The organism is Zestomonas ipomoeae (assembly GCF_057128665.1).
In genome coordinates, this window is sequence record NZ_JBSKHQ010000002.1 from 313589 (window position 1) to 335461 (window position 21873).

Annotated in this window: 25 protein-coding genes; 13 read left to right on the forward strand and 12 right to left on the reverse strand. The window is 66.6% G+C overall.

From position 1 onward, the window contains the following. Position 1: 1 nt before the first annotated feature. Complete coding sequence (locus tag ACWKV7_RS05070; RefSeq protein WP_483856561.1) at positions 2 to 748, reverse strand: LytR/AlgR family response regulator transcription factor; 747 nt, start codon at positions 746 to 748, stop codon at positions 2 to 4. Continuing rightward, positions 745 to 1827, reverse strand: a complete 1083-nt coding sequence (locus ACWKV7_RS05075) for a sensor histidine kinase (RefSeq protein WP_483856562.1) — start codon at positions 1825 to 1827, stop codon at positions 745 to 747. The genes ACWKV7_RS05070 and ACWKV7_RS05075 overlap by 4 nt, the downstream gene beginning before the upstream one ends. 212 nt (positions 1828 to 2039) lie before the next feature. Here ACWKV7_RS05075 and argH point away from each other — a divergent pair, with 212 nt between their 5' ends. After that, positions 2040 to 3434: an argininosuccinate lyase gene (gene argH, locus ACWKV7_RS05080; protein ID WP_483856563.1), complete on the forward strand. Its 1395-nt coding sequence runs from the start codon at positions 2040 to 2042 to the stop codon at positions 3432 to 3434. A gap of 204 nt (positions 3435 to 3638) precedes the next feature. Here argH and ACWKV7_RS05085 read toward each other — a convergent pair whose 3' ends face one another. Further along, positions 3639 to 4613: a magnesium transporter CorA family protein gene (locus ACWKV7_RS05085; RefSeq protein ID WP_483856564.1), complete on the reverse strand. Its 975-nt coding sequence runs from the start codon at positions 4611 to 4613 to the stop codon at positions 3639 to 3641. Positions 4614 to 4824: 211 nt separating this feature from the next. Here ACWKV7_RS05085 and ACWKV7_RS05090 point away from each other — a divergent pair, with 211 nt between their 5' ends. From ACWKV7_RS05090 to ACWKV7_RS05110, 5 genes are all read left to right on the forward strand, one after another. Continuing rightward, positions 4825 to 5580 carry an endo alpha-1,4 polygalactosaminidase gene (locus ACWKV7_RS05090; RefSeq protein ID WP_483856565.1) on the forward strand — a complete coding sequence of 252 codons (756 nt, stop codon included), beginning with the start codon at positions 4825 to 4827 and terminating at the stop codon, positions 5578 to 5580. Positions 5581 to 5638: 58 nt separating this feature from the next. After that, a complete protein-coding gene (locus ACWKV7_RS05095) occupies positions 5639 to 5914 on the forward strand; it encodes a hypothetical protein (protein ID WP_483856566.1) in 276 nt (91 codons plus the stop codon). 104 nt (positions 5915 to 6018) lie between these two features. Beyond that, positions 6019 to 6267, forward strand: coding sequence for a TIGR02647 family protein (locus ACWKV7_RS05100; protein WP_483856567.1), 249 nt, complete (start codon positions 6019 to 6021; stop codon positions 6265 to 6267). A gap of 207 nt (positions 6268 to 6474) precedes the next feature. Further along, positions 6475 to 9327, forward strand: coding sequence for a class I adenylate cyclase (locus ACWKV7_RS05105; RefSeq protein ID WP_483856568.1), 2853 nt, complete (start codon positions 6475 to 6477; stop codon positions 9325 to 9327). A gap of 15 nt (positions 9328 to 9342) precedes the next feature. Next, entirely contained in the window at positions 9343 to 10005 is a 663-nt protein-coding gene (locus ACWKV7_RS05110) for a glycine-rich domain-containing protein (protein ID WP_483856569.1), read from the forward strand. A gap of 171 nt (positions 10006 to 10176) precedes the next feature. Here the strand turns inward: ACWKV7_RS05110 and ACWKV7_RS05115 are convergent, their stop codons facing one another. The 4 genes from ACWKV7_RS05115 to cyaY form a co-directional block, all read right to left on the reverse strand. Then, positions 10177 to 10977: a lipase family protein gene (locus ACWKV7_RS05115; RefSeq protein WP_483856570.1), complete on the reverse strand. Its 801-nt coding sequence runs from the start codon at positions 10975 to 10977 to the stop codon at positions 10177 to 10179. 91 nt (positions 10978 to 11068) lie between these two features. Next, complete coding sequence (rnk, locus tag ACWKV7_RS05120) at positions 11069 to 11476, reverse strand: nucleoside diphosphate kinase regulator (RefSeq protein WP_483856571.1); 408 nt, start codon at positions 11474 to 11476, stop codon at positions 11069 to 11071. 136 nt (positions 11477 to 11612) lie between these two features. Further along, positions 11613 to 11828 (reverse strand): DUF1289 domain-containing protein, encoded by a 216-nt coding sequence (locus ACWKV7_RS05125; RefSeq protein WP_483856572.1) that lies wholly within the window; start codon positions 11826 to 11828, stop codon positions 11613 to 11615. Continuing rightward, positions 11800 to 12132, reverse strand: a complete 333-nt coding sequence (gene cyaY / locus ACWKV7_RS05130) for an iron donor protein CyaY (RefSeq protein ID WP_483856573.1) — start codon at positions 12130 to 12132, stop codon at positions 11800 to 11802. The genes ACWKV7_RS05125 and cyaY overlap by 29 nt, the downstream gene beginning before the upstream one ends. A gap of 211 nt (positions 12133 to 12343) precedes the next feature. Between cyaY and lptM the strand changes: the two genes are divergently transcribed. The 6 genes from lptM to ACWKV7_RS05160 are packed head-to-tail and all read left to right on the forward strand — an operon-like array spanning position 12344 to position 16927. Then, positions 12344 to 12484, forward strand: a complete 141-nt coding sequence (gene lptM / locus ACWKV7_RS05135) for an LPS translocon maturation chaperone LptM (protein ID WP_483856574.1) — start codon at positions 12344 to 12346, stop codon at positions 12482 to 12484. A 13-nt stretch (positions 12485 to 12497) separates the two neighbouring features. After that, positions 12498 to 13745: a diaminopimelate decarboxylase gene (gene lysA / locus ACWKV7_RS05140; protein WP_483856575.1), complete on the forward strand. Its 1248-nt coding sequence runs from the start codon at positions 12498 to 12500 to the stop codon at positions 13743 to 13745. A gap of 4 nt (positions 13746 to 13749) precedes the next feature. Continuing rightward, complete coding sequence (gene dapF, locus ACWKV7_RS05145) at positions 13750 to 14580, forward strand: diaminopimelate epimerase (protein WP_483856576.1); 831 nt, start codon at positions 13750 to 13752, stop codon at positions 14578 to 14580. Next, complete coding sequence (locus ACWKV7_RS05150; RefSeq protein ID WP_483856577.1) at positions 14577 to 15269, forward strand: DUF484 family protein; 693 nt, start codon at positions 14577 to 14579, stop codon at positions 15267 to 15269. Before dapF ends, ACWKV7_RS05150 begins: the two co-directional genes overlap by 4 nt. A gap of 54 nt (positions 15270 to 15323) precedes the next feature. After that, the gene (gene xerC, locus ACWKV7_RS05155) at positions 15324 to 16229 is read left to right on the forward strand and encodes a tyrosine recombinase XerC (RefSeq protein WP_483856578.1); all 906 of its coding nucleotides are present in this window, start codon (positions 15324 to 15326) and stop codon (positions 16227 to 16229) included. After that, positions 16226 to 16927, forward strand: coding sequence for an HAD family hydrolase (locus ACWKV7_RS05160; protein ID WP_483856579.1), 702 nt, complete (start codon positions 16226 to 16228; stop codon positions 16925 to 16927). The genes xerC and ACWKV7_RS05160 overlap by 4 nt, the downstream gene beginning before the upstream one ends. A 145-nt stretch (positions 16928 to 17072) precedes the next feature. Here the strand turns inward: ACWKV7_RS05160 and sutA are convergent, their stop codons facing one another. The 5 genes from sutA to glnK all read right to left on the reverse strand — a co-directional run bounded on the left by sutA (position 17073) and on the right by glnK (position 21194). Further along, positions 17073 to 17393: a transcriptional regulator SutA gene (sutA, locus tag ACWKV7_RS05165; RefSeq protein ID WP_483856580.1), complete on the reverse strand. Its 321-nt coding sequence runs from the start codon at positions 17391 to 17393 to the stop codon at positions 17073 to 17075. Positions 17394 to 17548: 155 nt separating this feature from the next. Further along, positions 17549 to 18013, reverse strand: a complete 465-nt coding sequence (locus ACWKV7_RS05170; RefSeq protein ID WP_483856581.1) for a secondary thiamine-phosphate synthase enzyme YjbQ — start codon at positions 18011 to 18013, stop codon at positions 17549 to 17551. Between the two features lie 159 nt (positions 18014 to 18172). Next, positions 18173 to 19423 (reverse strand): ammonium transporter, encoded by a 1251-nt coding sequence (gene amt, locus ACWKV7_RS05175; protein WP_483856582.1) that lies wholly within the window; start codon positions 19421 to 19423, stop codon positions 18173 to 18175. Positions 19424 to 19502: 79 nt separating this feature from the next. Further along, a complete protein-coding gene (locus ACWKV7_RS05180; RefSeq protein ID WP_483856583.1) occupies positions 19503 to 20816 on the reverse strand; it encodes an ammonium transporter in 1314 nt (437 codons plus the stop codon). Between the two features lie 39 nt (positions 20817 to 20855). After that, positions 20856 to 21194 carry a P-II family nitrogen regulator gene (gene glnK, locus ACWKV7_RS05185; RefSeq protein ID WP_003457590.1) on the reverse strand — a complete coding sequence of 113 codons (339 nt, stop codon included), beginning with the start codon at positions 21192 to 21194 and terminating at the stop codon, positions 20856 to 20858. A 397-nt stretch (positions 21195 to 21591) separates the two neighbouring features. Between glnK and ACWKV7_RS05190 the strand changes: the two genes are divergently transcribed. Next, the gene (locus ACWKV7_RS05190; RefSeq protein WP_483856584.1) at positions 21592 to 21870 is read left to right on the forward strand and encodes an accessory factor UbiK family protein; all 279 of its coding nucleotides are present in this window, start codon (positions 21592 to 21594) and stop codon (positions 21868 to 21870) included. Positions 21871 to 21873: the final 3 nt, after the last annotated feature.

Below are 21873 nucleotides of genomic sequence, written 5' to 3' on the forward strand. Positions count from 1 at the left end.
CTTAGAGGTTGTGCATCAGCTTGCGCACCCCGGCCACGTGCCGACGGCTGACGGTCAGGGCGTCGCCGTTGAGGCCCTTGAGATACAGCTGGAAATGCCCGAGCGGCGTACGCTGCAGGCGTTCGATGCGCTCACGGGCGACCAGCGCATTGCGGTGGATGCGCACGAAGCGATCGCCGAACTCGTCTTCCAACGACTTGAGCGGCTCATCCAGCAACACTTCGCCGCCCTCGTGGCGCAGGGTCACGTACTTGTGATCGGCGATGAAGTAGATCACCTGGTCCAGCGGGATCAGCTCGATACCCTTGCGGGTGCGCGCGCTGATGTGGCTGCGCGGGCCGCTGCCGTTCTCGCCCGCCGGGCGGGTCAACGCGGCCAGTTGCACGCGATTGGGCCGCTCGGCCTTCTTCAACGCCTCGGCCAGGTGCTCGGGGCGCACCGGCTTGACCAGGTAGCCCACCGCGCTGACCTTGAAGGCGTCCAGCGCGAACTCGTCGTGGGCGGTGCAGAAGATCACCGCCGGTGGCGTATCGCGCTCGCAGAGCTTGGCCGCCACCTGCAAACCGTCGAGACCAGGCATGCGGATGTCGAGCAGCACGATATCGGGTTTCAGACTATCGATCAGCGCCAGGGCCTCCTCGCCATTGCTGGCGGCCGGCTCCAGAACTCGATAGCTGTCCAGGTCGCCCACCAAGCGGCTCAGGCGCTCTCGGGCTAGGGGTTCGTCATCGACAATCAGGACATTCATATTGCTCTGGCTTCCTGCGTGAGTCGTTCACAAGGATAGCGTAGACAGGTGAAATGACGCCCGTCACGGCGCTCCACGCTCAGACTGGCCCGCGGCCCGAAAAGTGCCGCCAGACGCGCGTCTATGTTCAACAAGGCCTGGTGGGTACCGCCCGAGGGCCGTTCGCTGCCGTGCTCGTCATAGGGATTGCTGACGCACATCGTGAACACCCCGTCGCCGTAGTCCGCCTCGACCTTCACCAAGCCTCCTTCGATACGTGGTTGGATGCCGTAGATCAGCGCATTCTCCAGCAGCGGCTGCAACGTCAGCTGCGGAATCGGCAGATCCTCCGGCACATCATCCACCCGCCACTCTAATTGCAGACGCTCGCCGAGGCGGTATTGTTCAATCGACAGATAACGTCGGGCCAATTCCAGCTCGTCGCGCCAGGGCACCAGGGTGCCGGGCTTGGCCAGGCTGGCGCGGAACAGATCGGACAGATCCAGCACCGCCTGCTCGGCCTTCGGCGGGTCGCAGCTGACCAGGCTGGCGATGCTGTTCAGGCTGTTGAACAGGAAGTGTGGGCGGATGCGCGCCTGCAAGGCTTCGATGCGTGCCCGTAGTTCGGCCTGCTCCTGCCGTCGCCATTGGCTCTGTAGATAGAAATAGCGTAGCAACAGCGCCGACATGATCAATGCGATCAACGCGTGGCGCAGATAAAGATTGACCTCGCCAGCATGCGGCAGCGGCCCGCCGAGATCGTAGACGTCCGCCACCCAAGTGCAGCCGAGGGTCAGGGCCACCACCAGGGTACTGCTCAGGCAGCCGGCCAGCGCCGGCCTGAGGCGCGCCAGCAGCGGTCGCAGGCGGCACAACAGCGCCGCCGAGAGCAGCACGATCCACTGCACGAACAACGAGGTCAGCGCCAGGCGCACCCAGTTGAAGCCCGGCAGCATCGGTTCGGAAAGCACCAGCACCAGCACCAGCAGCTCCGCCAGCAGGACCAGGCTTAGCAATGCCTCGGGTTGGCATAGTTCGGGAATGAAGAAATCGTCGGTAGGCGCGCTGGGGGGCGCGCTGGGTAGCCAGTCGATACGCATCGGCGCAGTTTCCGTATGGCCCCGGGGGGCGGCAAGCGAGCCGGCACCAGCCGGGCGAATTAGCCGCTGAAATGCACGGGTGGCAATTCCAGCAGAGGCAAACCGGCCCGTGAATCGCTGTCGCGCCGGTTTTCGCGACAACACTGGTATTATTGCCGTTTATCGCCGGCTCGGCGGCCTTCTTCATCACGTATCCAGCAGCGAGCGCATTCATGAGCACCGACAAGACCAACCAGTCCTGGGGCGGCCGTTTCAGCGAGCCCGTCGACGCCTTCGTCGCCCGTTTCACCGCCTCCGTCGAGTTCGACAAGCGCCTGTACCGCCACGACATCATGGGCTCCATCGCCCACGCCACCATGCTGGCCAAGGCCGGCGTGCTCAGCGATGCCGAGCGCGACGCCATCGTCGAGGGCCTGAAGCAGATCCAGGGCGAGATCGAAGCCGGCCAGTTCGACTGGCGCGTCGACCTGGAAGACGTGCACATGAACATCGAGGCCAAGCTCACCGAGCGCATCGGCGTGGTCGGCAAGAAACTGCACACCGGCCGTTCGCGCAACGATCAGGTGGCCACCGACATCCGCCTGTGGCTGCGCGACGAGATCGACGTCATCCTCGCCGAGATCAACCGCCTGCAGCAGGGCCTGCTGGGCCTGGCCGAGGCCGAGGCGGACACCATCATGCCCGGCTTTACCCACCTGCAGACCGCCCAGCCGGTGACCTTCGGCCACCACCTGCTGGCCTGGTTCGAAATGCTCAGTCGTGACTACGAGCGCCTGGTCGACTGCCGCAAGCGCACCAACCGCATGCCGCTGGGCTCGGCCGCGCTGGCCGGTACCACCTACCCGATCCAGCGCGAGATCACCTGCGAGCTGCTGGGCTTCGAGGCGATCTCCGGCAACTCGCTGGACGGTGTGTCCGACCGCGACTTCGCCATCGAATTCTGCGCCGCCGCCTCGCTGGCGATGATGCACCTGTCGCGCTTCTCCGAGGAGCTGGTGCTGTGGACCTCCGCGCAGTTCCAGTTCATCGACCTGCCTGATCGCTTCTGCACCGGCAGCTCGATCATGCCGCAGAAGAAGAACCCGGACGTGCCTGAGCTGGTGCGCGGCAAATCCGGCCGCGTGTTCGGCGCCCTCACCGGCCTCTTGACCCTGATGAAGGGCCAGCCGCTGGCCTACAACAAGGACAACCAGGAAGACAAGGAGCCGCTGTTCGACGCCGCCGACACCCTGCGCGACAGCCTGCGCGCCTTCGCCGACATGGTTCCGGCAATCAAGCCGAAGAAGGACATCATGCGCGAAGCGGCGCTACGCGGCTTCTCCACCGCCACCGACCTGGCCGACTACCTGGTACGCAAGGGCCTGCCGTTCCGCGACTGCCACGAGATCGTCGGTCATGCGGTGAAGTACGGCGTCGAGTCGGGCAAGGACCTGGCCGAGATGAGCCTGGAAGAACTGCGCCGCTTCAGCGACCAGATCGGCGATGACGTGTTCTCCGTGCTCACCCTGGAAGGCTCGGTGAACGCCCGCGATCACATCGGCGGCACTGCGCCGGCCCAGGTACGGGCGGCGGTGCAACGCGGCCGCGAGCTGCTCGCCAGCCGCTGAGCCACACGCCCCGGGCGGACCGCAGCCACCCGGGGAGCGCCCCCCAGGGCGAGGCAGCCTCTAGCGAATACCTGCCCCCCTGCCTACGCGGCCTGCTGTTGAATCAACGCACCCAGGGCGACGAGCGATCCCAAGGAACGCCCGGCCTTCCTCCGCGCGAAAATGCACTTCGACTCGACGCTGCTCGCTTAGCGGGCGGGCAACTCAGAGCCAGCGTTTGAATTTGAAATAGGCGTAGGAGAGCACCGCCGAGCCGAGCATGCCGGCCAGCGCCAGCGGGTAGCCGAGCATCCAGTCCAGCTCCGGCATGTGCTTGAAGTTCATGCCGTAGACGGTGCCGACCAGGGTCGGCGGCAGGAACAGCACGGCGGCAATGGAGAACACCTTGATGATGCTGTTCTGCTCGATGTTGATCAGCCCGAGGGTGGCATCCAGCAGGAAGGTGATCTCCCCGGACATCTTCGTCTGGTATTCGTTGAGCGAGCGTACGTCGCGCTCCACCGACTTCAGCCATCCCCGGGCCGACTCGCTGAGCCAACCGTTACCTCCCTGGCGCGCATAGGTCAGCAGGCGGCTGATGCTGAGCAGGCTTTCGTTGAGCTTGGACAGCAGCGAGTTGTGCCGCCCGAGGTGCTTGATCACCTGCTGCAGGTCGGCGCGCTCCTGCCGGGGCTTGTGGTTCTCGCTGAAGATGCGCTGGGCCAGGGTATTCAGCTGCGCCTGCAGTTTCTCCATGACGTCGGCGACGCGGTCGACGATCGACTCGGACAGGGAGGCGAAGATGTTGTCGCTGCTGCGATGCTGCTCGGGCTGCCGCTGGCGCTTGCCGTCCAGCGCCTGGAAGGCCTTCAGCTCCGCGTAGCGCACACTCACCAGCCAGCGCGGAGTGAGCACGAAGAACACCTCGGTGGCGCTCGGCCGCTGCTCGCTGATGCCGCTGACCACCGTGGCGGTCAGGTAGAGCACGCCGCTCTCCTCGTAGAACCGCGAGGAATCCTCCAGCGCCGACATTTCCTCGCGAGTCGGGATATCCACCCCCAGCGCCTGCTCGATGAAGCGTTCTTCCTCGAGGGTCGGCGAGAGCAGGTCGATCCATATCGCCTGCTTGGGAACGGCCTCGCCGACTTCACCCGCTTGGCGGGACAGAATGCCGTTGTCCAGTCGGTGATAGGTGATCATGCCCGCGGGTTCCTCTACTGCCGATGAGAGGTGGGACCATGCCGCAGCGGCGGAGTGCCGGCAAGCCCCAGGGCGAGCGGGCGCTTGCCAGGCAGTCCTCACTGCCGGCTTGAACCCGCTCGCAGATTCGACGCGTGACGCTTTCCCGGCCGCGCAACGGGACTACCCTCGCAGCAGCGAACCGCTCCACCATCACCGACAGGACTCTGCCATGCGCCACTTCCTCGCCATCGCCAGCCTCTGGCTGCTAGCCGGTACCGCCTGGGCCACCCCGTTGGCCATTCCGGCCGGAGTCAGCTGGCACATGCAGTTGAACGGCCCTCTGCAGCGGCCGGATCGCCAGCTCTACGACATCGACCTCTACGACACCTCTGCGCAGACTATTGCCGACCTCAAGGGCCGCGGACGCATCGTCATCTGTTACTTCAGCGCCGGCACCTGGGAAGACTGGCGCAGCGATGCCCAGCAATTCCCCAAGGCCGCCCTCGGTGCGCCGCTGGACGACTGGCCGGGAGAACGCTGGCTGGATGTCCGCCGCGCCGACGTGCGCAGCCTGCTGGCCAAGCGCATGGACCTGGCGGTGAGCAAGGGCTGCGACGGCGTCGACCCGGACAACGTCGACGGCTACAGCAATGCCAATGGCCTGGGCCTGACCCGCGCGCAGCAACTGGACTTCAACCGCTGGCTGGCCGCCGAAGCGCACCGACGCAACCTGGCCGTTGGCCTGAAGAACGCGGTCGAGCTGCTGCCGGAGCTGTTCGAGCAGTTCGATTTCGCGGTCAACGAGAGCTGCTACAAGTACCGCGAATGCGACGCCTATCGGCTGCTGCGCAGCCAGGGCAAGCCGGTGCTGATCGCCGAGTACCGCACCTACAACGCCAAGCTCTGCCGCCAGGCCGAGGCCAGCGGCTATCGCCTGCAGTTCTTCAAGCTCGCCCTGAAGGGGGTGGGCACGCCGTGCCCCTAGGTCGCGCCAGGACGGCCGCAGCATGGCACACTGGCGCCTTGTCGAGCAGGAGACGCCCATGAGCGAACATGATGACAGCGAAGACGAGACCTTCGCCGAAGCCACCCTGATCCAGGCCGTCGAGAACCAGTTGGAGGCGGATAACCCGCCGGCGGCGCGCGCGACCCTGAACAAGCTGACCCTGGTCGGCTACGAGCGCGAGGAAATCCTGCGCCTGATGGCATTGGTGCTGGCCCACGAGATCGACGCCATGCTGCGCGAGAACCGCCCCTTCGACGCGGCTTGGTACGAGCAGGCGCTGCGCGCCCTTCCGGAGCTGCCCGAACCCGCTTGAGCGAGCCGCCGCGCCCCCCGCTACACTGCAAGGGCTCGCGCCGAGGCGCGGGCCCTCTCCGCCGGGGCCAGCCCCGGTACCGCCCAGCCGATGCAGGAGCATCTATGTCCTTTACCGCCGAACTGGTTGCCGAACTGGAAATCCTCGCCCTGTACAACCTGGCCAACACCCAGGAAGGCCTCAAGGTGCACCGGAACGCTGCGCCCGAAGCGGTCGCCGCCGCCGAGCGCCTGCATGCCAAGGGCCTCATCAGCCAGGCCGACGGTGGCTACCTGACCAGCCTCGGGCTGGATGCCGCCGAGCACGCCCAGACTCTGCTGACGATCCTCACCACCGCCCGCGAAACCGCCTGACGTTTCGTCGGCCCGCCCGGCCGCGCACTCAAGTGTGCCGCCGGGCGCGCCGATAGCAGATCGACCCCCGCTCGCCGCCACGCCGTTGCGACGGGTTGCCGGCGACTTTGCGTCGACCAGCGCTGCCGTCTTTACGCCAGTCCGATGATGCTGCCCAACCGAGAGGCGGCTGCTAACCTAGGGCCATCACTCCGCCATGATCCAGCCATGACGCGCACCCAGGAAATTCGTCCGAACATCGACGAGGGTATCGACCGCAAGGAGCTGTCGCGTCTGCGCGCACGCTTCCTGCAGGTCAACGACGCGCGCCTGGAGCGGGCCATGCAGGCGCTGTCGACGCGCCAGCAACTGGTGCTCAAGCTGCTGCCGCTGTTGTTCCATGTGAACCACCCGCTGCTGCCGGGCTACGTTTCCGGGCAGACCCCCGCCGGCGTCTCAGGCTTCGAGCCGGACAGCCAGTTGCTCGCCGAAGCCCAGCGCCTGACCCGCTCGTTCGCCTACAAGCCGCAGCGCGGCAACCCGCCGCGACCGATCCACGGCCTGTTCCTGATGGGTAGCCTGGGCACCGTGGCGCAGGCGGAAAAGAGCGACATGGACCTGTGGGTCTGCCACGACACCGACCTGCTGCCGATGCGGGTCGACGACCTGCGGCGCAAGTGCGACCTGCTGGAAGCCTGGGCCGCCACCCTCGGCGCCGAGGCGCACTTCTTCCTGATCGACCCGCAGCGCTTCACCGTCGGCGACCGCGAGGCACAACTGACCTCCGACGACTGCGGCACCACCCAGCACTACCTGCTGCTCGACGAGTTCTACCGCACCGCCATCTGGCTGGCCGGGCGCACGCCGCTGTGGTGGCTGGTGCCGGTCTACGAGGAACAGCGCTACCGCGACTACACCCATGCGCTGCTGTCCAAGCGCTTCGTGCGTGCCGACGAGGTGATCGACCTCGGCCACCTGGCGCGCATCCCGCCGGAAGAGTTCATCGGCGCCGGCATGTGGCAGTTGTTCAAGGGCATCGACTCGCCGTACAAATCGGTGCTCAAGCTGCTGCTCACCGAGGTCTACGCCAGCGAGCACCCGCAGGTGGAATGCCTGTCGCTGCGCTTCAAGCATGCCGTTTACGCCAACCAGTTGGACGTGGATGAGCTGGACCCCTACATCGTGGTCTACCGCCGGCTGGAGGAATACCTGCTCGGGCGTCGCGACCACGAGCGCCTGGAGCTGATCCGCCGCTGCCTGTACCTGAAGGTGAACAAGAAGCTCAGCCGCCCGCCCCATGGCCGCCGCAAGAGCTGGCAGCGCCTGCTGCTGGAGCGGCTGACCGCCAACTGGGGCTGGGATGCGCGCCAGCTCGCCACGCTCGACAGCCGCAGCCAGTGGAAGGTGCGCCAGGTCAGCGCCGAGCGCCGCGCGCTGGTCAACGAGCTGACCTACAGCTACCGCTTCCTCTCCGAATTCGCCCGCAGCCAGCAGGCCGGCAGCTCGCTGAACAGCCGCGACCTCAGCGTGCTCGGCCGACGCCTGTACGCCGCCTTCGAGCGCAAGGCCGGCAAGATCGAATTCATCAACCCCGGCATCGCCCCCGACCTGGCCGAGGACACCCTGACCCTGGTCCACTGCGCGAGCCCGGAAGCGCCGGGCGAAACCCAGTGGGCGTTGTTCGCCGGCAGCCTGAATGCCCAGGAATGGCCGGACTTCGCCCCGCTCAAGCGGGCCCGCGAACTGGGCGAACTGCTCGCCTGGTGCCACCGCAACGGCGTGATCGACGCCAGTACGCGGCTGTCGCTGCATCCGGGGCAGAGCGACCTGACCGAGTACGAGCTGTCCAACCTGCTGGCCAGCCTGCAGCAGGCACTGCCGCTGCCGTTGCCGCCGGTGGGCGAAGAGACCCTGCTGCGCGCCAGCCATCCGCGCGAGGTACTGTTGCTGGTCAACGTCGGCGTCGATCCGCTGAAGGCCCACAGCCAGCTCAACGTGCACATGGCCACCGGACGCACCGATTCGCTGGGCTACGCCGGGGTGCGCGAGAACCTGGTGCTGACCCTCGACCAGATCACCCTCAACAGCTGGAACGAGCTGCTGGTCAGCCGCTACGACGGCCCCCATGCGCTGCTCGATTGCCTGCGCGACTTTCTCAACAGCCTGCCGCCGCGGGCGCCGCGCCCACAGCTGCGGGTGCGCTGCTTCTGCAAGAACCGCGCGGCGGCGATCGCCCAGCGGGTCGACGAGCTGTTCCATGAGGTACTCGCCACCCTCGACAGCGACCCGGCCAGCCGCTACCTGCTGCAGGTGCAGCAGCACTTCCACTTGCTCGATCTGCAGCCCGGCGCGGTCAGTCACATCGCCCTGCCCGATCTGCCGGCGCTGCTCGAACAGCTCGGCGAAGAACTGCCGCGCTACAGCCCCTTGCACCTCGACCGCCACGCGCTGGAGGAGCACGACCTGGCGCTGATCCTGCCGGTCGCGCGCCCCGACTGCATCCAGGTGTTCTATCGCCGGGACGGCGAGCAGGCCGAGCTGACCCTGCTCGACGAACACAACGCCCTCTGGCGCCAGCGCCTGCCGTTCCGCGACGAACAGAGCCTGCTGACCCCGGTGCAGCGCTTCCTGCAGTCGCTGCTGTATCGCCGCAACGCCCTGCTGCCGCTGAACGACCCGCTGCCGCCGACGGCACTGGAGATTCTCTATTACGAGGTGCTGCCGCCCTTGCCAGGGCGCGCCCAGCAACTGGAGCGCCGCAGCCCGCCACAGGCGCCGATCAGCCACCCGTTCTACGACGTACAGGCCATCGTCGAGCCTGCCGCCGACCCCGGCCGTGTCCACGTCACGCTGTTCTGCAACCACCGCGAGTTTTCCGAGCTGGAATACGGCCCGGAGTTGTTCGCCGCCGTGGCCCGGCATATCCTCGCCCAGCGCCGCACCCCGGAGCGCTATCACTGCTACATCACCGACCTCGACCTGACCCGCGTGCTCGGCGAGGGCTACGCCCAGACCGTGCACTACCTGCGCTACAAGGCCGAGCTGGAAGAGGCGCTGAACCGCGCCCTGCAAAGCGCCTGACGTCAAGGAGCCCCCATGACCCTGGTCCCCACTCTGCTGCTCGGCGGCGCCCTGTTCGCCGGCTACTGGTTGCTGCGCCAGCGGCGCATGGCGGCACGCGAAGCGTTCATCCGGCGCTATCCGTTCCCCCCGCGCCTGCGCAACAAGCTGGCCGCACGCTACCCCCAGCTCAGCGAAGCGCAGACCGCCCGCGCGCTCGAGGGCCTGCGCGAATACTTCCAGCTGTGCCGCATGGCCAACCGCCGCCTGGTGGCGATGCCGTCGCAGGCGGTGGACGTGCTCTGGCACGAGCTGATCCTGCATACCCGCCAGTACCAGCAGTTCTGCAAGCAAGGCATCGGCCGCTTCCTGCACCATGTGCCGAGCGAAGCGATGAAGAGTCCGACCCAGGCCCAGGAAGGCATCCGCCGCGCCTGGCGCCTGGCCTGCGCCCGCGAAGGCATCTCGCCGCGCTCACCCGAGCGCTTGCCGCTGCTGTTCGCCCTCGATGCCGAACTGGGCATCGCCGACGGTTTTCGTTACCGTCTCGATTGCAGCGATGGGCAGGGCATCGCCACCGGCGACTACTGTGCCGGCCACATCGGTTGCAGCTCGGGATGCGCCGGCAGCGGCTGCGGTGGCGATTCCGGCGGAAGCGACGGAGGTTGCGGCGGGGGCTGTGGCGGCGGCGGGGACTAGCGGTGTACACCCGGTCCGTCCGGACAGGCCGCCGCTGGACTGCTTGCCGGCGAGCCGCCAGGACAGCCACACCAGGCTCCGCGCGCAACCCGTAGCGCCGAGCACACGCTCGGCTGCGTCACGCCTGTCGTTGTGTTCCTGGCAGGCTCGACGACCCAGCGGCGCAGCCGATCAGCCGCGCATGGGCGCTTCCGGGTGCTGCAAGGCGTACAGGTAGCAATCGGTCAGGCTGTGGTCGGCCGCCACGCCGGCATAGCTGGCGGTGAAGGTGATCGCCAGGCCGAGGTGCTGATAGAGCCAGGAACCGGTCACCCCCGGCGGCACCTCCGGCACCAGGTCGCTGTCGTTCACCACCCGGTAGGTCGGCACCGCCAGCGCGTTGTAGGCGGCGGCGAAATCCGGCGCGGCCAGCCGCGGGCTGGCGAAGTTGTAGTGCTGCAGCGCCAGGTCCGGCCAGCGCTCCCGCAGGTCGGGCACCGCCAGGCTGGACAGGGTGCAACCCAGGCTGTGGCCGCAGACCCACAATGGGCCGGCGGGCTGCATGTCGTCCAGGGCCTGCAGCGCCAGATCGCGCAGGGAGCGGTAGAGCTTGAGAAAGCCGGCGTGGACCTTGCCGAAGTCGCTGTTCCACGGGTAGGGCTGCTGGTCGGCATCGAGGTCGTCGAGCCAGTCCTGCACGGTGTCCGTGCCGCGGAAAACCAGGTACACCTCGCCCTGCGGGTCGCGGGCGGCAAAGCCGAAGGGTTCCGATTCGTTGATGAAGTGCAGGTCGCTGAGAATGCTCCAGACCGGCGTGGAGAAACTCCAGCCGCTCATCGACGGCGCCTGCCAGTGGAAGTCCTGCGGCCGGCGCGGACGCTTCTGGCTCTGCCACTGGTCGTACTGGTCGTAGGCCGCGGCCACCAACTGCGCGCAGAGCAAAGCCTGCGGCAGGGAGAAACCCGCGGGAAAATACAGGGGAAGACTGGACATAGGGGCCTCCATGCCGGAGTGAGAACGCGCAACCCCGGCACAGGTTCCATGCACCGTTGCGGCTGCCCGCAACTTTAGATCATTACCGCGCTCAGCGCGCGTATTCGCCGGCGGCTTCCGGCTGGTACTCCACCGCCAGCAGCGTCAACTGCAAGGTCTTGCCGGTGGGGGTCGGCCAGTCGATGCACTGCCCGACCGACAGGCCCAGCAGCGCGCAGCCAACCGGCGCCAGCACCGAGACCGTGCCGTCCTGGCCGGCCTCTTGCGGATACACCAGCTTCAGGTGGTAATCCTTGCCACTGCCTTCCTCGCGGCAATGCACGCGCGAATTCATCGTCACCACACCGGCCGGCACTTCGTCATGGCCGACCACCTGCGCCCGCGCCAGCTCGCTTTCCAGCGCCTGCGCAGCGGGACCGTAGTCGTCCAGGCTGTCCAGCAGTTGCTCCAGGCGTTGCAGATCGAGACGGGTGATGATGATCGGTGGCGTGATGCTCATGGCGAAGGATGTTCTCCCTGGAAGGGTTCGGAAAAATAAAAACCCCGCCCGGTGGGGCGGGGTTTCTCGGTACTCGATGGCGAGACTCGGATCGACCGTAACACAGCACGGAGAAAGCGCAAGATGCGCGGCTCGTTCAGCGCTTCGCTTCGGCCGCCCGCTGCACGCGCTCCTGGGCGTCGACGCAGATCTGTCGCCGCCGGCTCTCGTCCGCCGCACCCCACTCGAGGATCTCGGCCAGGCTACGGCCACAGCCGAGGCAGATATCCTGCGGGTCGAGGCAGCACTGCCGAATGCACGGTGAAGGGACCCTCGGCGGCCCTTCAGAGTTCCTCGAAGTCGAGTTCCTCACCGCCCTGCTCCAGGACCACGCGGGTCAGCAATTCGCCCAGCGGCTCTTCGCTGGTGTCGCAGATCCAGCGGCCGGCGGTCTCGTCATAGTCGAAGTGGAACCCGCCCGAGCGCGCCGCCACCCATAGCTGCCGCAGCGGCTCCTGGCGGCTGAGAATCACCTGACTGCCATTGGGAAAGCGCACGGTGAGCACACCGGCGGAATTCTCCAGGTCGACATCCAGGTCGCTGTCGTCGAAAACGTCTTCGATTTCCTGTTGAACGGCATCGATCAGGTCGTGATAGCGAGCTTCGCTCAGGCTCATGGATCAAGCTTCCTCACACAATGGAAGGGACGGCGACACGCCGACCCGTGGCAACAGGATAACGCCGCCCCGGGCCCGCGTCGCGACCCGACGCCGCCGACACCCCCCGTAGCCGGCCGCAAGGCCCGCCAGCCGGGCGCCGGCGCATAGGCAAGGCGCCGGGGGGCCGGTATACTCCGGCACAATTCACGCTTTCATAAAGGATTCCGCCATGAAGCGCCTGTTGCTTCCCTTCCTCGCGCTCGCCGTGCTCGCTGCCGCCCTGGCTGGTTGTGGCCAAAAAGGCCCGCTGTACCTGCCGGACGACGAAAAGGCCGCCAAAGAACACAGCAAAGACCGTTACGAATTCTGATCAGGAGGCACCCATGGAGGCCTTCTCCTACCGCGACGGTACGCTGTTCGCGGAAGACGTAGCGCTGTCTGCCATCGCCGAGCGCTTCGGCACCCCGACTTACGTCTACTCCCGCGCCCATATCGAGGCGCAGTACCGGGCCTATGCCGACGCCCTCGCCGGCGTGCCGCACCTGGTCTGCTTCGCGGTGAAAGCCAACTCCAACCTCGGCGTGCTCAACGTGCTGGCCCGCCTCGGCGCCGGCTTCGACATCGTCTCCCGCGGCGAGCTGGAGCGGGCGCTGGCCGCCGGCGGCGCGCCGGACAAGATCGTCTTCTCCGGCGTCGGCAAGACCCGCGACGACATGCGCCGCGCGCTGGAAGTCGGCGTGCACTGCTTCAACGTCGAGTCCGTCGACGAACTGGAGCGTCTGCAGCAAGTCGCCGCCGAGCTGGGCAAGACCGCCGCGATATCGCTGCGGGTCAACCCGGACGTGGATGCCGGCACCCACCCGTACATCTCCACCGGCCTCAAGGAAAACAAGTTCGGCATCGATATCGAGCAGGCCGAGGCGGTCTACGCCCGCGCCGCCGAGTTGCCGAACCTCGCAGTGGTCGGCGTCGACTGCCACATCGGCTCGCAACTGACCGCGCTGCCGCCGTTCCTCGATGCCCTCGACCGCCTGCTGGCGCTGATCGACCGGCTCGCCGGGCGCGGCATTCGCATCCGCCACCTGGACCTCGGCGGCGGCCTCGGCGTGCGCTACAAGGACGAGAACCCGCCCCAGGCCGGCGACTACATCGCCGCCGTGCGCCAGCGCATCCAGGGCCGCGACCTGACCCTGGTGTTCGAGCCGGGCCGCTCCATCGTCGCCAACGCCGGCGTGCTGCTGACCCGCGTGGAATACCTCAAGCACACCACGCACAAGGACTTCGCCATCATCGATGCGGCGATGAACGACCTGATCCGCCCGGCGCTGTACCAGGCCTGGATGGACGTGGTGCCGGTACAGCCGCGCGACGGCGCGACACGCCCCTATGACCTGGTCGGGCCGATCTGCGAAACCGGCGACTTCCTCGCCAAGAATCGTGCGCTGGCACTGGCCGAGGGCGACCTGTTGGCGGTGAAGTCGGCCGGCGCCTACGGCTTCGTCATGAGTTCCAACTACAACACCCGCGGCCGCGCCGCCGAGGTGCTGGTGGATGGCGCAAAAGCCTTCGAAGTGCGCCGCCGGGAAACCGTGCAGGAGCTCTACGCCGCCGAAAGCCTGCTGCCGGAGTGATGCCATGCTGTTGCGATTCACCAAGATGCATGGCCTGGGCAACGATTTCATGGTGCTCGACCTGGTCAGCCAGCACGCGCACATCCAGCCCAAGCACGCCAAGCAATGGGGCGACCGGCATACCGGCATCGGCTTCGATCAACTGCTGATCGTCGAGCCGCCGAGCAATCCGGATGTCGATTTCCGCTACCGCATCTTCAATTCCGACGGCTCGGAAGTGGAGCAATGCGGCAATGGCGCACGCTGCTTCGCCCGCTTCGTGCTGGACAAGCGGTTGACGGTGAAACGGCAGATCCGCGTCGAAACCAAGGGCGGCCCGATCGAACTGGACGTGCGCCCGGATGGCCAGATCCGCGTCAATATGGGCCCGCCACGGCTCGAGCCGAAACAGGTGCCGTTCCAGGCGGAGACCGAAGCCACTCACTACCGCGTCGAGGTCGACGGGCAGACGGTCGAACTGGCCGCGCTGTCCATGGGCAATCCCCATGCCGTGCTGCGCGTCGATGACGTGGGCACGGCACCGGTGCATGAGCTGGGGCCGAAGCTGGAACACCACCCGCGCTTTCCGCAGCGGGTCAACGTCGGCTTCCTGCAAGTCGTCGACCGCAAGCAGGCCAGGCTGCGCGTCTGGGAACGCGGTGCCGGCGAGACCCAGGCCTGCGGTACCGGCGCCTGCGCCGCCGCCGTCGCGGCGATTCGCCAGGGCTGGATGGACTCGCCGGTGCAGATCGAACTGCCCGGCGGGCGGTTGTCCATCGAGTGGGCAGGGCCCGGGCAGCCGGTTATGATGACCGGGCCCGCCGTGCGCGTTTACGAAGGACAGGTTCGTCTATGACCGATCAGCCGCCCAAGCCGCTCGACTCCGAGACCGTCGCCGCCTATCTGCGCGCCCATCCCGAGTTCTTCGTCGACCACGACGAGCTGATTCCCGAGCTGCGCATCCCCCATTCGCGCGGCGATGCGGTGTCGCTGGTGGAGCGCCAGGTCAAGCTGCTGCGCGAGCGCAACATCGAGATGCGCCACCGCCTGGCCCAACTGATGGACGTGGCCCGCGACAACGACCGGCTGTTCGACAAGACCCGCCGCCTGGTGCTCGACCTGCTCGACGCCACCAGCCTGGAAGAGGTGATCGGCACGGTGGAAGACAGCCTGCGCCACGAATTCCAGGTGCCCTATGTCAGCCTGATCCTGTTCAGCGAGATGTCGCTTGGCGTCGGCCGCTCGGTCAGCGCCGCCGAGGCGCACCAGGCCATTGGCGGCCTGCTCGCTGGCGGCAAGACCATCTGCGGCGTGCTGCGGCCCCACGAACTGAGCTTCCTGTTCGGCGAGGCCGAGCGTGACCAGGTCGGCTCCGCCGCGGTGGTCAGCCTCAGCCACCAGGGTCTGCACGGCATCCTCGCCATCGGCAGCCCGGACCCGCAGCATTACAAGAGTTCCCTCGGCACGCTGTTCCTCGGCTACGTCGCTGAGGTGCTGGCCCGCGTGCTGCCGCGCTTCGCCACGCCGCTGCGTTCGGTACGCTAGGGGCAGCCACGAGCTGCCAGAACAGCGGCGGACCGCATCAACTGGAGCTTGAGCTTGAAGCTTGCCGCTGATCTGGACGCCTACCTCGAACACCTGCGCAGCGAGCGCCAGGTGTCGCCGCACACCTTGGCCGGCTATCGGCGCGACCTGGAAAAGCTGATCGCCCTCTGCACCCGGCAGGCCATCGACGACTGGGCGAACCTGGACGTGCGCAACCTGCGCAGCCTGGTCGCTCGCCTGCACCAGCAGGGCCAGTCCAGCCGCAGCCTGGCGCGACTGCTTTCGGCGGTGCGCGGGCTCTATCGCTACCTGCTGCGCGAAGGTATCTGCCAGCACGACCCGGCCGCCGGCCTGCGTCCGCCGAAGGGCGAGCGTCGCCTGCCGCACACGCTGGACACCGACCGTGCCCAGCAACTGCTGGACGGTGCGGTGGAGGATGACTTCCTGGCCCGCCGCGACCAGGCCATGCTCGAACTGTTCTATTCCTCCGGCCTGCGTCTGGCCGAACTGGTCGGCCTCGACCTCGACGGCCTCGACCTCTCCGCCGGCCTGGTGCGGGTATGCGGCAAGGGCAACAAGACCCGCGAACTGCCGGTCGGCAGCAAGGCGCGACAGGCCCTGGAGGCCTGGCTGCCGTTGCGCGCCCTGGCCGGCCCGGTCGACGGCGCCGTATTCATCGGCCAGCAGGGCCGCCGCCTCGGCCCCCGTGCCGTGCAGTTGCGGGTGCGCCAGGCCGGCGTGCGCGAACTGGGCCAGCACCTGCACCCGCACATGCTGCGGCACAGCTTCGCCAGCCACCTGCTGGAGTCCTCCCAGGACCTGCGCGCAGTGCAGGAATTGCTCGGCCATGCCGATATCGCCACCACCCAGGTCTACACCCACCTGGACTTCCAGCACCTGGCCACGGTCTATGACCGCGCCCATCCCCGCGCCAAGCGCAGTAAAGGCGACCCCTCATGAGCATTCGGCTGATTACCTTCGATCTCGACGACACCCTGTGGGACGTCGCCCCGGTGATGCATGGCGCCGAAGCCGCCTTGCGCGACTGGCTGGGGGGCCACGCCCCGCGCCTGGGGCCGGTGCCGATCGAGCACCTGTGGGCGATTCGCTCGCGCTTGCTGGAGGCTGACCCGATGCTGCGCCACCGCCTCAGCGAACTGCGCCGACGCATCCTGTTCCACGCCCTGGAGGACGCCGGCTACACCGCGGTGGAGGCCAGCGAACTGGCCGAGGCCGGCTTCCAGACCTTTCTCGAGGCCCGCCACCAGGTCAGTCTGTTCCCGGACGTGCAGCCGACCCTGGAACGGCTCGCCAATCGCTACATGCTCGGCGTGCTCACCAACGGTAATGCCGACGTGCGTCGCCTGGGCCTTGCCGACTACTTCCAGTTCGCCCTCTGCGCCGAGGAGCTGGGCATCGGCAAACCCGACCCGCATCCCTTTCGCGAAGCGCTCAAGCGCGCCGGAGTGGAAGCCGAGCACGCGGTGCATATCGGCGACCATCCCGGCGATGACATTGGCGGCGCGCTGAATGCCGGCCTGCGGGCGATCTGGTACAACCCGCTGGGCAAGCCGTGGACCGGCGCAACCCCGGCCCACGCGGAAATCCGCAGCCTGGCGGAGCTGCCCGCGCTGCTGGAAGGTTGGGGCCGCGCCTGACCCGTCGCCAGCACACTGGCGCCCCTGACAGCTCGCCCACTGGGCTTTCGGCAGCGGATTCGCGTCCTCTTCACCCGCAGCAACGCACACCACGACCACAAAAAAGCCCGCCAGTAGGCGGGCTTTTTCTTTCGCATTCGGGGAACTAGATGGGGCGGCTGCCGTACTTGCTATCCGGCTTCTTCGGCGGATCGGCAACTACGTTGGGCTCCACTTCCTGGACCTTGCCACCACGGGCGAGGAACTCGGCCATGGCTCTTTCCAGGGCTTCGCGCTCCTTCTGCTTGGCTTCGATGCTCGGCAGCTCATCGGCGTCGACCGCAGCCTTGGCCTTCTTGCCCGTGGGCGCCGCGCGCTCGGAACTGTCGTCGTCGCCATCGCCGTCGTCATCCGCCGTGGCCAGCTCTTCGCCGTCCTCTTCGTCGGTTGCTTCCAGATCGTCTTGTTCCAATTCTTCGTCGCTCATGCTCAACCTCATGACTTGCGAAAAGCAGGTTAGTTATAGCCCAGCAGCGCCAGCTTTCTAACGCTGCCGGAAAAAATTCAACAACCACTGCAACCCGAGTGGTGCTGCGGCACACCGTGCCGGTCGCCGATGCAAGGCACCGACGAGAGCCGGGGCTAACCAGCCGGCTCGGCAAGCGCCTCCCTGGCGCCGCCTTCAAATTCCTCGCCATGCAGGGTGGCGAGTAGCCGGCGCGCACCGCCATGGTCGCGATGCTCGCCGAGGTAGATTCCCTGCCAGGTGCCCAGCGCCAGCCGCCCCTGCGCAATCGGCAGGCTCAACTGGCAACCCAGCAGGCTGGCCTTGAAGTGCGCCGGCAGATCGTCCGGCCCTTCGTAATCGTGCTCGTAGCCGCCCTGGCCCTGCGGCACCAGGCGATTGAAGAAACGTTCGAAATCCCGCCGCACCGCGCTGTCGGCATTCTCGTTGACGGTCAACGAGGCCGAGGTGTGCTGCAGGCAGAGGTGTAACAGACCCACCCGGTAGGCTGACAGTTCCGGCAACGCCGCCAGCACCTCATCGGTGACCAAGTGGAACCCGCGAGGACGCGCCCGCAAGGTGATCAAGGTTTGCCGCCACATGAAAGCCCCGTTTCGTCATACCGCCTGAATCATACGGTGCCGAATCGCCCGCAAGGTTCAATGCCGCACGCCGCGCTGCGTTCCAGCGCCGCGCATTCTAGCGCGGCCAGGAAAAAAACAAAGGGCGCCCGAGGGCGCCCTTCGAAGTTCTTCCGGAAATTACTGCTTGGTGAATTCCGGATAGGCTTCCATGCCGCATTCGGCGATGTCCACGCCTTCGTATTCTTCTTCCTCGGATACTCGCAGGCCGATGACCAGCTTGAGCACACCCCAGACGACCAGGCTGGCAATGAACACCCAGGCGAAGATCACCCCGATGCCCAGCAGTTGGGCGCTCAGCTTGGCGTCGCCATTGGTCAGGCAGACCGCCAGCAGGCCCCAGATGCCGACCACGCCGTGCACGGAAATGGCACCGACCGGATCGTCGATCTTCAGCTTGTCGAGGCCAAGGATGCTGAATACCACCAGCACGCCACCGACGCCGCCGATCAGCGTGGCCTGGATGGCGGACGGGGTCAGCGGCTCGGCGGTGATGGCCACCAGGCCGGCCAGGGCGCCGTTCAGGGCCATGGTCAGATCGGCCTTGCCGAACAGGATGCGGGCTACGATCAGCGCGGCGATCAGGCCACCGGCGGCGGCCATGTTGGTGTTGACGAACACGTTGGCCACGGCATTGGCATCGTCGATGGTGCTCATCTTCAGCTGCGAGCCGCCGTTGAAGCCGAACCAGCCCATCCACAGGATGAAGGTGCCGAGGGTGGCCAACGGCAGGTTGGCGCCGGGGATGGCATTGACCTGGCCCTTGGCGCCGTACTTGCCCTTGCGTGCGCCGAGCAGCAGCACGCCGGCCAGCGCGGCGGCCGCACCGGTCATGTGCACCACGCCGGAGCCGGCGTAGTCGAGGAAGCCCGCTTCGTTGAGGAAGCCCGAGCCCCACTTCCAGTAGCCTTCGACCGGGTAGATGAAGCCGGTCATCACCACGGCGAAGGCCAGGAACGCCCACAGCTTCATGCGCTCGGCGACAGCGCCGGAGACGATGGACATGGCGGTGGCGACGAACACCACCTGGAAGAAGAAGTCGGAACGCGCCGAGTAGTAGGGCGCGCCGTCACCGCCGGCGGCGATCACGTCGGCGGCATGTTCCTCGCCGAGCAGGAAACCGAAGCTCGGCAGGAACCCGCCTTCCGGGCTGGAATACATGATGTGGTAGCCGATCAGCATGTACATCACGCAGGCCACCGCGTACAGGGCGACGTTCTTGGTCAGGATCTCGGTGGTGTTCTTGGCGCGCACCAGGCCCGCCTCGAGCATGGCGAAACCGGCCGCCATCCACATCACCAGCGCACCGCAGATCAGGAAGTAGAAGGTATCCAATGCGTACTGCATGGGAATCAGTGCTGTGTTATCCATGAATCACCTCTTGCCGTGGCGCTTTTCCAGCGCCGTTCGGTTAAGGCACCCGGGTTGGCTCCGGGCGCGCTCCGTGTGCTTACAGGTTGTAGCCACGCTCGTTGTGCAAGGCGAGGTCGAGGCCGACGGTCTCTTCCTCATCGCTGACGCGCAAGCCCATCACCAGATCGATGACTTTCAGGATCGCGAAGGTCAGGACCGCGGTGTAGATCACCGTGAAAGCCACCCCCTCGGCCTGGATCCAGAGTTGCCCCGCGATACTTTCCACTTCGCCGAAACCGCCCAGCGCGGGTGCCGCGAAGGCGCCGGTTAGGATGGCGCCGACGATGCCGCCGACGGCATGCACGCCGAATACGTCGAGCGAGTCGTCGTAGCCGAGCTTGCGCTTGAGGCTGGTGGCGCAGAAGAAACAGATCACCCCAGCAGCCAGGCCGATGACCAGCGCGCCCATCGGGCCCACCGTGCCGGAGGCCGGCGTGATGGCCACGAGGCCGGCCACCGCACCCGAGGCGATGCCCAGCACGCTCGGCTTACGGTGGGTGAGCCACTCGACGAACATCCAGCCCAGCGCAGCGGCGGCGGTGGCGACCTGGGTCACCAGCATGGCCATGCCGGCGGTGCCGTTGGCGGCCACCGCGGAACCGGCGTTGAAGCCGAACCAGCCGACCCACAACATGCTCGCGCCGATAAGCGTGTAGCCGAGGTTATGCGGCGCCATCGCAGTGGTCGGGTAGCCCTTGCGCTTGCCCAGCACCAGGCAGGCCACCAGGCCGGCGATACCGGCGTTGATGTGCACCACGGTGCCGCCAGCGAAGTCGAGCACGCCCCAGTCCCACATCAGCGCGCCGTCGCCGCTCCAGACCATATGGGCGATGGGCGCGTAGACGACGGTGAACCACACGGCCATGAAGATCAGCATCGCGGAGAATTTCATGCGCTCGGCGAAGGCACCGACGATCAGCGCCGGGGTGATGATGGCGAAGGTCATCTGGAAGGTGACGAACACGCTTTCCGGAATGCTGCCTACCAGGCTGTCGGTGCCCAGGCCGCTGAGGAACGCCCTGGAGAAACCGCCGACGAAGGAGTTGAGGTTGATCACCCCTTGCTCCATGCCGGTGGTGTCGAAGGCCAGGCTGTAGCCGTAGACGACCCACAGAATGCTGATCAGGCCGGTGATGGCGAAGCACTGCATGAGCACCGAGAGTACGTTCTTCGAACGCACCATGCCGGCATAGAACAGCGCCAGGCCGGGGATGGTCATGAACAGCACGAGCACGGTAGCGACCAGCATCCAGGCCGTGTCACCGCTGTCGAGGGTTGCCTCCTGCGCCCAGGCAATGCCTGGAACGAGGGACAAAAGGGCTCCTAGCCCTGCGATTTTTCGCAGAGTCATGGGTTTGGCTCCTGGGGCTTTTTGGGGGTTCGGGGGCGCTTAGATCGCGTCGGTGCCGGTTTCGCCGGTACGGATGCGGATGGCCTGCTCCAGGTTGACCACGAAGATCTTGCCGTCACCGATCTTGCCGGTGTTGGCGGCCTTGGTGATGGCCTCGATCACGCGGTCGAGCTGGTCGTCGGCGATAGCCACGTCGATTTTCACCTTGGGCAGGAAATCGACCACGTATTCGGCACCGCGGTACAGCTCGGTATGGCCCTTCTGCCGACCGAAGCCCTTGACCTCGGTGACGGTGATGCCCTGCACTCCGATCTCCGACAGCGATTCGCGCACGTCGTCCAGCTTGAACGGCTTGATGATGGCAGTGACTAGCTTCATATAACTCTCTCCCGTGTAAGGTGGACTTGCCCCAGGAATGCGAACCCGGCTCAAGTCTAAGCGCAGTATCTGGCTTTGTAACGCGCCGCAGGCCCGCCGTGGCCCGTGTGACACCAGCCAACCGCTCCTGGCGAAAGCTCCAGCTCCGCCCGACGCACCGGAACTGCATCGGTGCACGCGTCACGGGGCATAAAGCAGAAATCTTGCCACTCTGGTGAAAAGTTCGGTTTTTCATGCGCTTAGCCGGCAAAACGACAGCATGGCGGGGTTTCGCACGGCCGCACCCGCACTACAACGGTGCGCCCCGCCTTCATCCCCTGCGCAAAAAGCGTGCACCACTGCGGGCGAAAGGCCTCGTGCTACACTGCCGACCGCGTTTTTCACCGGAATCGTTCCCATGCTGCCGCCCAAAGCCCTGCTAGACGCCCTCGGCACCCACGCATCGCGCCTGTTCAATGGCGACTCCCCGCTGCCGCGCAGCGAAGTGGAAGCCCAGCTCAAGGCCCTGTTGCAGAGCGCCTTCAGCAAGCTCGATCTGGTCAGCCGGGAAGAATTCGACAGCCAGATGACAGTGCTCGCGCGGACCCGCGCCCGCCTCGAGGCACTGGAGGCCAAGGTCGCCGAACTCGAAGCCAAGATTCCACCGCAGTCGCCGCAGACGCCGCCCGCCGAGTAAACG